General features: G+C 63.1%; 6 protein-coding genes. 4 read left to right on the top strand and 2 right to left on the bottom strand.

What is annotated here, in order from left to right; all coding sequences use genetic code 11:
- Positions 1 to 67: 67 nt before the first annotated feature.
- Positions 68 to 1,711: a GMC family oxidoreductase gene (locus LQ215_RS29190; protein WP_230153703.1), complete on the bottom strand. Its 1,644-nt coding sequence runs from the start codon at positions 1,709 to 1,711 to the stop codon at positions 68 to 70.
- Positions 1,712 to 1,841: 130 nt separating this feature from the next.
- On the opposite strand from LQ215_RS29190, the gene LQ215_RS29185 reads away from it, so the two are divergent.
- The 3 genes from LQ215_RS29185 to LQ215_RS29175 all read left to right on the top strand — a co-directional run bounded on the left by LQ215_RS29185 (position 1,842) and on the right by LQ215_RS29175 (position 4,646).
- Positions 1,842 to 2,726, top strand: coding sequence for a LysR family transcriptional regulator (locus LQ215_RS29185; protein ID WP_230153702.1), 885 nt, complete (start codon positions 1,842 to 1,844; stop codon positions 2,724 to 2,726).
- Positions 2,727 to 2,860: 134 nt separating this feature from the next.
- Positions 2,861 to 3,232 (top strand): c-type cytochrome, encoded by a 372-nt coding sequence (locus LQ215_RS29180; RefSeq protein WP_230153701.1) that lies wholly within the window; start codon positions 2,861 to 2,863, stop codon positions 3,230 to 3,232.
- A 19-nt stretch (positions 3,233 to 3,251) separates the two neighbouring features.
- Positions 3,252 to 4,646, top strand: coding sequence for a D-arabinono-1,4-lactone oxidase (locus tag LQ215_RS29175; RefSeq protein ID WP_230153700.1), 1,395 nt, complete (start codon positions 3,252 to 3,254; stop codon positions 4,644 to 4,646).
- 195 nt (positions 4,647 to 4,841) lie between these two features.
- Here LQ215_RS29175 and LQ215_RS29170 read toward each other — a convergent pair whose 3' ends face one another.
- Positions 4,842 to 5,786 (bottom strand): SphA family protein, encoded by a 945-nt coding sequence (locus LQ215_RS29170; protein ID WP_230153699.1) that lies wholly within the window; start codon positions 5,784 to 5,786, stop codon positions 4,842 to 4,844.
- 205 nt (positions 5,787 to 5,991) lie between these two features.
- On the opposite strand from LQ215_RS29170, the gene LQ215_RS29165 reads away from it, so the two are divergent.
- A partial coding sequence (locus tag LQ215_RS29165; protein ID WP_230153698.1) for an AraC family transcriptional regulator ligand-binding domain-containing protein occupies positions 5,992 to 6,229 on the top strand: 238 nt, incomplete at its 3' end.

Raw genomic sequence — 6,229 nt, 5'->3', positions numbered from 1 at the left:
ACCTATGCGTGGCAGACAGACCGCTATCGCGAGCAAGCTCGCTCCCACAGGGGGGCTCTGCTGTTTTTCAGACCGTGGCCGGCTCCTTCTGGGGCGTGGTGATTCTTGTGTCTGCCTCAAGCATCATCTGCGCCGCCTTCTCGGCAATCATCAACGTCGGCGAGCAGGTGTTGCCCGAGGTGATGCGCGGCATGATCGAGGCGTCGGCGATGCGCAGGCCCTTGATGCCGTGGACACGCAGTTGCGCATCCACCACCGCGTCGCGATCCTGGCCCATGCGGCAGGTGCCCACCGGGTGAAAAATCGTCGTGCCGATGCGGGCGGCGGCCTGGTGCAACTCCTCTTCGGTTTGCAGGCTGGGGCCCGGCAGGTATTCCACCGGTTTGAACGCGCTCAAGGCCGGGGCCGCGACGATACGTCGGGTCAGGCGGATGGCGTCGGCGGCGACCCGCAAGTCTTCGGGGTGGCTCAGGTAATGGGGTTGGATCAGCGGCGCTTCGCGCGGGTCGGCCGAACGAATGTCCACCCGGCCACGGCTTTGCGGGCGCAGGTCGCAGACCGACGCGGTGAACGCCGGGAAACTGTGCAGCGGTTCGCCGAAGCGTTCCAGGGACAACGGTTGTACGTGGTATTCGAGGTTGGCCGAGGCCTGCTCCGGGCCCGAGCGGGCGAATGCGCCAAGTTGGCTGGGGGCCATGGACAGCGGGCCGCTGCGGTCGTACAGGTAGCGCAGGCCCATGCCCATCTTGCCCCACAGGGTGCCGGCGATCTGGTTCAGGGTGCGGGCATTTTCCAACTGGTAGATCAGCCGCAGTTGCAGGTGGTCCTGCAAGTTGCCGCCGACACCGGGCAGTTCATGGGTCACGCCAATGCCCAGGCGTTGCAGCAGGCTGCGCGGGCCGATCCCGGAACGTTGCAGGATGCCCGGCGAACCCACGGCCCCGGCGCACAGGACAATTTCCTTGCGCGCCTTGAAGGTCATGCCTTTGCCTTGCCAGCGCGCGCTGACGGCGTGGGCGCGGTCGTCACGCAGCAACACGCGGTCGACCTCGACGTCGGTCAGCACCGTGAGGTTGGCGCGTTGGCGAACCGGCTTGAGAAACGCCTTGGCCGCGTTCCAGCGTACCCCGGCTTTCTGGTTGACCTGGAAGTAACCGCAGCCTTCATTGTCGCCGCTGTTGAAATCATCGACGTTGGGGATGCCGCTCTGTTCGGCGGCGCTGCGGAAGGCATCGAGAATCGGCCATGACAGGCGCTGGCGTTCGACCCGCCATTCCCCTGCGGCGCCGTGGAATTCGGACGCGCCGGCAAAGTGGTTTTCGCTCTGGCGGAACAGCGGCAGCACGTCGTTCCAGGCCCAGCCGGCATTGCCCTCGGCGGCCCAGCCGTCGTAGTCCGCCGCCTGGCCGCGCATGTAGATCATGCCGTTGATGGAGGAGCAGCCACCCAGGACCTTGCCGCGGGGGTAGCTCAGGGCGCGCCCTTGCAGGCCCGGTTGTGCTTCGGTCTTGAAGCACCAGTCGGTGCGCGGGTTGCCGATGCAGAACAGGTAGCCGACCGGGATGTGAATCCATGGATAGTTGTCGCGCCCGCCGGCTTCGAGCAGCAGCACCCGGTGTTGCAGGTTGGCCGAGAGCCGATTGGCCAGCAGGCATCCGGCAGGGCCGGCGCCCACGATCACGTAATCGTATTCATCGACGACAGGTTGCATTCGCGACCTCATTTTTGTTTTTGTGGGATCCATCCTAGTTGTTAGTTTTCGTCAAAAGAATGTTAGTTTTTGCGCAACGGCTGTGCATTTATAAACAGCGCTGCCTTCAGGCACGTTCAAGGATCGCCTCATGTTCGACTGGAATGACCTGCGCTATTTCCTGGAACTGCAACGCAGCGGCCGTTTGCTGACGGCTGCACGACGCCTGAACACCACCCACGCCACAGTGGCCCGGCACATCGAGGCCATCGAGAAAAGCCTGGGCACCGCGCTGTTTGTCCAGCATGCCCAGGGCTATGAGCTGACCCCGGCGGGCGAGACGTTGCTCAAGCACGCCGAAGCCATGGAGAACGTGGCGTTGCTGGCCCAGGAAGACATCACCCAATCCAGTGCGCCCCTGGGCAAGATCCGCCTGGGGGTGACCGAAGGGCTGGGCATCATGTTCCTCGCCAGCCGCATGGACGGGCTGTTCCAGCGTTATCCGGGGCTGGAAGTGGAACTGGTGGCGGTGCCGCGCTTTGTCAGCATCCTCAACCGTGAGGCGGAAATCAGCATCCACCTCGAACGCCCGGCGGCCGACCTGCTGGTCACCCGCAAACTCACCGACTACAGCCTGGCGCTGTACGCCAGCCAGGCCTACCTGGACCGCTCGCCAGCGCTGCGCAGCCGCGAGGACCTGGCCCGTCATGCCTGGATCGGCTATGTCGATGACCTGCTGTTCAGCCAGGAACTGATGTTCCTCAACAGCTTTTGCCGCAATCCTCGGGTGGTCTTCCACAGCACCAGCGTCATTGCCCAACAGCAGGCCGCGCGCTCGGGCCTGGGGATCGCCGTGCTGCCCTGCTACATGACCAGCGGCGACCCGACATTGGTGCGGTTGCTGCCGGACGAAACCATCCGCCGCAGCTACTGGATCAGCACCCGTCGCGAATTGCACAAATCCGTACGCCTGCGGGTGCTGTGGGATTACGTGGTGCAGTTGTGCGAGCGCGAGCAGGGGTTGCTGTTGCCCTGAGCAAGCGCCCTCGCCAGGGTGCATATGTCCTGGCCGCCCAAGCCCCCTTTTATGGCCCCCAATGACCTCAAGCCGATGCAGTGGCGTGCCTTAGTGTTGACCCACAACAAGAAAAGCGCAGCCAAGAGGGCCCCATGCAGGCAACGACACCTTCAACCTGGCTCAACCCAGCCTTCATCTTCCTGCTCGGCACCTTGCTTGCCGGCTGCGGCGAAGAGGCCAAGCCGCCCGCGCCCACGGTGTTCACGGCCATGCCCGGCGATGCGGCGCTGGCCCAGGTCTACGACAGCAGCTGCAAGCTCTGCCACGCCAACCCCGGTGCCGGGGCGCCGTTGACCGGCGATACGAACGCCTGGGCCCCGCGGGTGGCCCAGGGCGCCGACACCCTGTTGGACCACGCGATCAACGGCTACAACGGCATGCCGCCGATGGGCCTGTGCATGCACTGTTCCGAAGAGCAGTTCATGGCCCTGATCGCCTTCATGTCCGGCCAACACTTCCAATAATAACTACGGGTACTACGGCATGACGATGGACTCCTCACGGCGCCGGTTGCTGCAACAGGCCGGCGTTGTCGCAGCCTTTACGGCCCTGGGCAGCCAGGGCACCCTGGCCGAGCTGCTGCGCGCGCCTCGGCTGATCCCCTGGCGCAACTGGTCCGGCGCGCAGAGTTGCCTGCCGGCGGCGCGCCTGGCCCCCAAGGACCTCGATGAACTGGTGAATATAGTGAGACGCGCCGAAGGGCGGATTCGCCCGGTAGGTTCCGGGCATTCCTTCAGCGCCCTGGTGCCCACTGACGGCACCTTGTTGTCGCTGAGTTTTTTCAGCGGCCTGTTGGCCCATGATGCCGCCAGCCTGCAAGCCGAGTTCGGCGGCGGCACGCCCATGTCCCGCATGGGCCCGGCGCTCAAGGCCATCGGCCAGGCGCTGCCGAACATGGCCGACGTGGATTACCAGACCCTGGCCGGTGCCATCGCCACCTCGACCCACGGCACTGGCAAGGCCTTCGGCTCGTACGCGTCCCAAGTGGTCGGCCTGCAACTGGTGACGGCCAGCGGCGAGGTCCTCGATTGCGATGCCCAGCATCATCCTGAAGTGTTCAAGGCCGGCCGGGTGTCCCTTGGCGCGCTGGGGCTGGTGACCCGCGTGCGCCTGCAGAACCGCGCCGCCTATCGCTTGCGCGAGCACCAATGGGTGGCGAAAACCGAGGAGTTGCTCGAAGACGTGGACACCAACACCCGGGACAACCAGCACTGGGAAATGCAGGTCGTCACCCATTCCGACTATGCGTTGTCGATCGCCCTGAACGAAACCACCGATCCGGCCACGCCGCCGATCAGTCCCGAGGAAGAGGGCGGCAACGAATTCGTCTCGCTGATTGAAAACCTCGACAAGTACGGCAGCGATTTTCCAGCGATCCGACGAGCGCTGCTCAACAGCTTGCGGCTGGTGGCCGATTTCGACGACCGGGTCGGCGACTCCCATGACATCTACGCCAACGCCCGCACCGTGCGCTTCAACGAGATGGAGTACTCGGTGCCGGCCGAACACGGCCCAGCGTGCCTGCGGGAGATTCTGGCGCTGATCCGCGACAAGGACCTGCGCACCTGGTTTCCCATCGAATACCGCTACGTGAAGGCCGACGACATTGCCTTGAGCATGTTCGAAGGCCGGGACAGTTGCTCGATCTCGGTGCACCAGCATTACCAGATGGACCATCACAATTTCTTTGCCGCCATCGAGCCGATCTTCTGGAAATACGAGGGCCGTCCGCATTGGGGGAAATTGCATTCCCTGAACGCCAAGGCGCTCCAGGCGCTGTATCCGCGCTGGACGGAATTCACCGAGGTGCGCCAGGCGCTGGACCCTGGCGGCAAGTTCCTCAATGGGCATCTTTCATCGATTCTGGGTTTGAGCTGAAGGAAGAACCCGTGGGAGCGAGCTTGCTCGCGATGGCGGTGTGTCAATCGACATTTATGCAAGCTGATCCATCGCTATCGCGAGCAAGCTCGCTCCCACAGGGGATTTTCAGCCCACCCGAATTGTGGGAGCGAGCCTGCTCGCGAAGCAGGCGACTCGGTCTTATGACAAAACAAGTGGTATGGCTGCATCCATTCAAAACGCAAACGGAATACTGACCTTGGCCCAGAGCATTTCGCCCTCGGTGCGGTTCTCCACGGCAAACTCCTTGGCCCAGCGGATTTCGGCGCTGGCGTACTTGAGGAAGGTCAGGTGCAGCGCCGGGCCGATGGCGAAGACCTGGCCGCGTACACCGTCGTCCACGTCCTGCCCGGCGAATTGCACGGTGCGGCCGTACTGTTTGTCGTCGGTGGTCTGCTTGAGGTAGTAGCCGTTGAGCCCCAGCATCACGTTGTCGGTCAGGCGGTAGCTGGCGGAATAATCGAAGTGGAAAATCTGCCCCGAACGGTAGTCGGTGTCCTTGTTCTTGCGATTGAAGCTGTAGGTGGTTTTCAACGACAGCTCGGTGTTTTCCGTAGGCAGCCAGGTGAAGGAAAACAGCGGCTTGTAGGTGTAGAAATTGTTGCTGGTGTTGGCCAGTCGATCGGTGCTGTATTCGCCGGTCGGCACGGTGATTTCCACTGCCGCGGCCAGGGTCAGGTTCTTGCCCATGTCCCAGAGCACGATGGGCGAAACCGTGGTGTCGCCCATGCCTTCGCGGGTGTCATGCAAGCCGAACACCGAGACTTCCTGCTTGAGCCACGGTTGGGCGATGTAGATCCCCAGGCGGCCACCGGCCACCCGCAACGGGCTCAAGTAATCGATGCGCGGGATCACCGCCGTGGATTCGATTTCGACATCCGGCACTTCGCCGCCCAACGAACTGATGTTGAGCTTCCGGGCCTTGTAGTGGTTGTAGTAGACGTTGAACGCAACCATGTTGTCCGGAAGGCTGTCGACCTCCAGCGGCAGCATGAAGAAGCCGTCTGTACCGGGGCCGATGTTGTCGACCCCGGCTTCGGTAGCCAGGGCCGGCAAGGCACTGGCGCAGGCCAGGCCGAGGGTCAATTGCAAGGCGAATGTCGTGCGGGTCGGGTTCATGTGGGGGCTCATTATTATTGTTGGCGATGCACCGAAAGTCCGAGCCATACAAATAAGCCGTTCGCCGCCAACAGGGCAGGGTATTGGCGGCCATACAGGGGACTTGGGCGGCCAGATTTTTGTGTCCCTCGATCCGCCGGAGCATGCTAACTTTGTGAAACAACCGGTTACAAAAACGCCACCTAACGTGCTCCGGAACCCGCCCATGCAGATGAAAGTCATCGACCCGACCTATGAATTGGCGCTGGTATCGCCGTTCCTGCTGCAGACCCTGGCGGAGGTGGTGGCAGATAAAGGCTTCGATGCCGCCAGCCTGTGTCGCGGCCTGGGGTTCGGCCTCGATGATCTGCAAGATCCCGCCCAGCGCATTTCCTACCGCCAGGCCGTGGTCATGATTCAACGGGCGCTCAAGTTGTTGCCCGAACAGGGGTTGGGGTTGTGGG

Origin of the sequence: Pseudomonas brassicacearum, assembly GCF_918698105.1 — a bacterium.
GTDB classification, from domain to species: domain Bacteria; phylum Pseudomonadota; class Gammaproteobacteria; order Pseudomonadales; family Pseudomonadaceae; genus Aquipseudomonas; species Aquipseudomonas brassicacearum_F.
This window is presented reverse-complemented; position numbering and strand designations above follow the sequence as displayed.

What these genes read in the sequence shown, in the direction of transcription:
- LQ215_RS29175 (WP_230153700.1), top strand. Translation starts at nt 3,252, where the DNA reads ATGACGATGGACTCCTCACGGCGCCGGTTGCTGCAACAGGCCGGCGTT.
- LQ215_RS29185 (WP_230153702.1), top strand. Translation starts at nt 1,842, where the DNA reads ATGTTCGACTGGAATGACCTGCGCTATTTCCTGGAACTGCAACGCAGC.
- LQ215_RS29180 (WP_230153701.1), top strand. Translation starts at nt 2,861, where the DNA reads ATGCAGGCAACGACACCTTCAACCTGGCTCAACCCAGCCTTCATCTTC.
- LQ215_RS29170 (WP_230153699.1), bottom strand. Translation starts at nt 5,786, where the DNA reads ATGAACCCGACCCGCACGACATTCGCCTTGCAATTGACCCTCGGCCTG.
- LQ215_RS29190 (WP_230153703.1), bottom strand. Translation starts at nt 1,711, where the DNA reads ATGCAACCTGTCGTCGATGAATACGATTACGTGATCGTGGGCGCCGGC.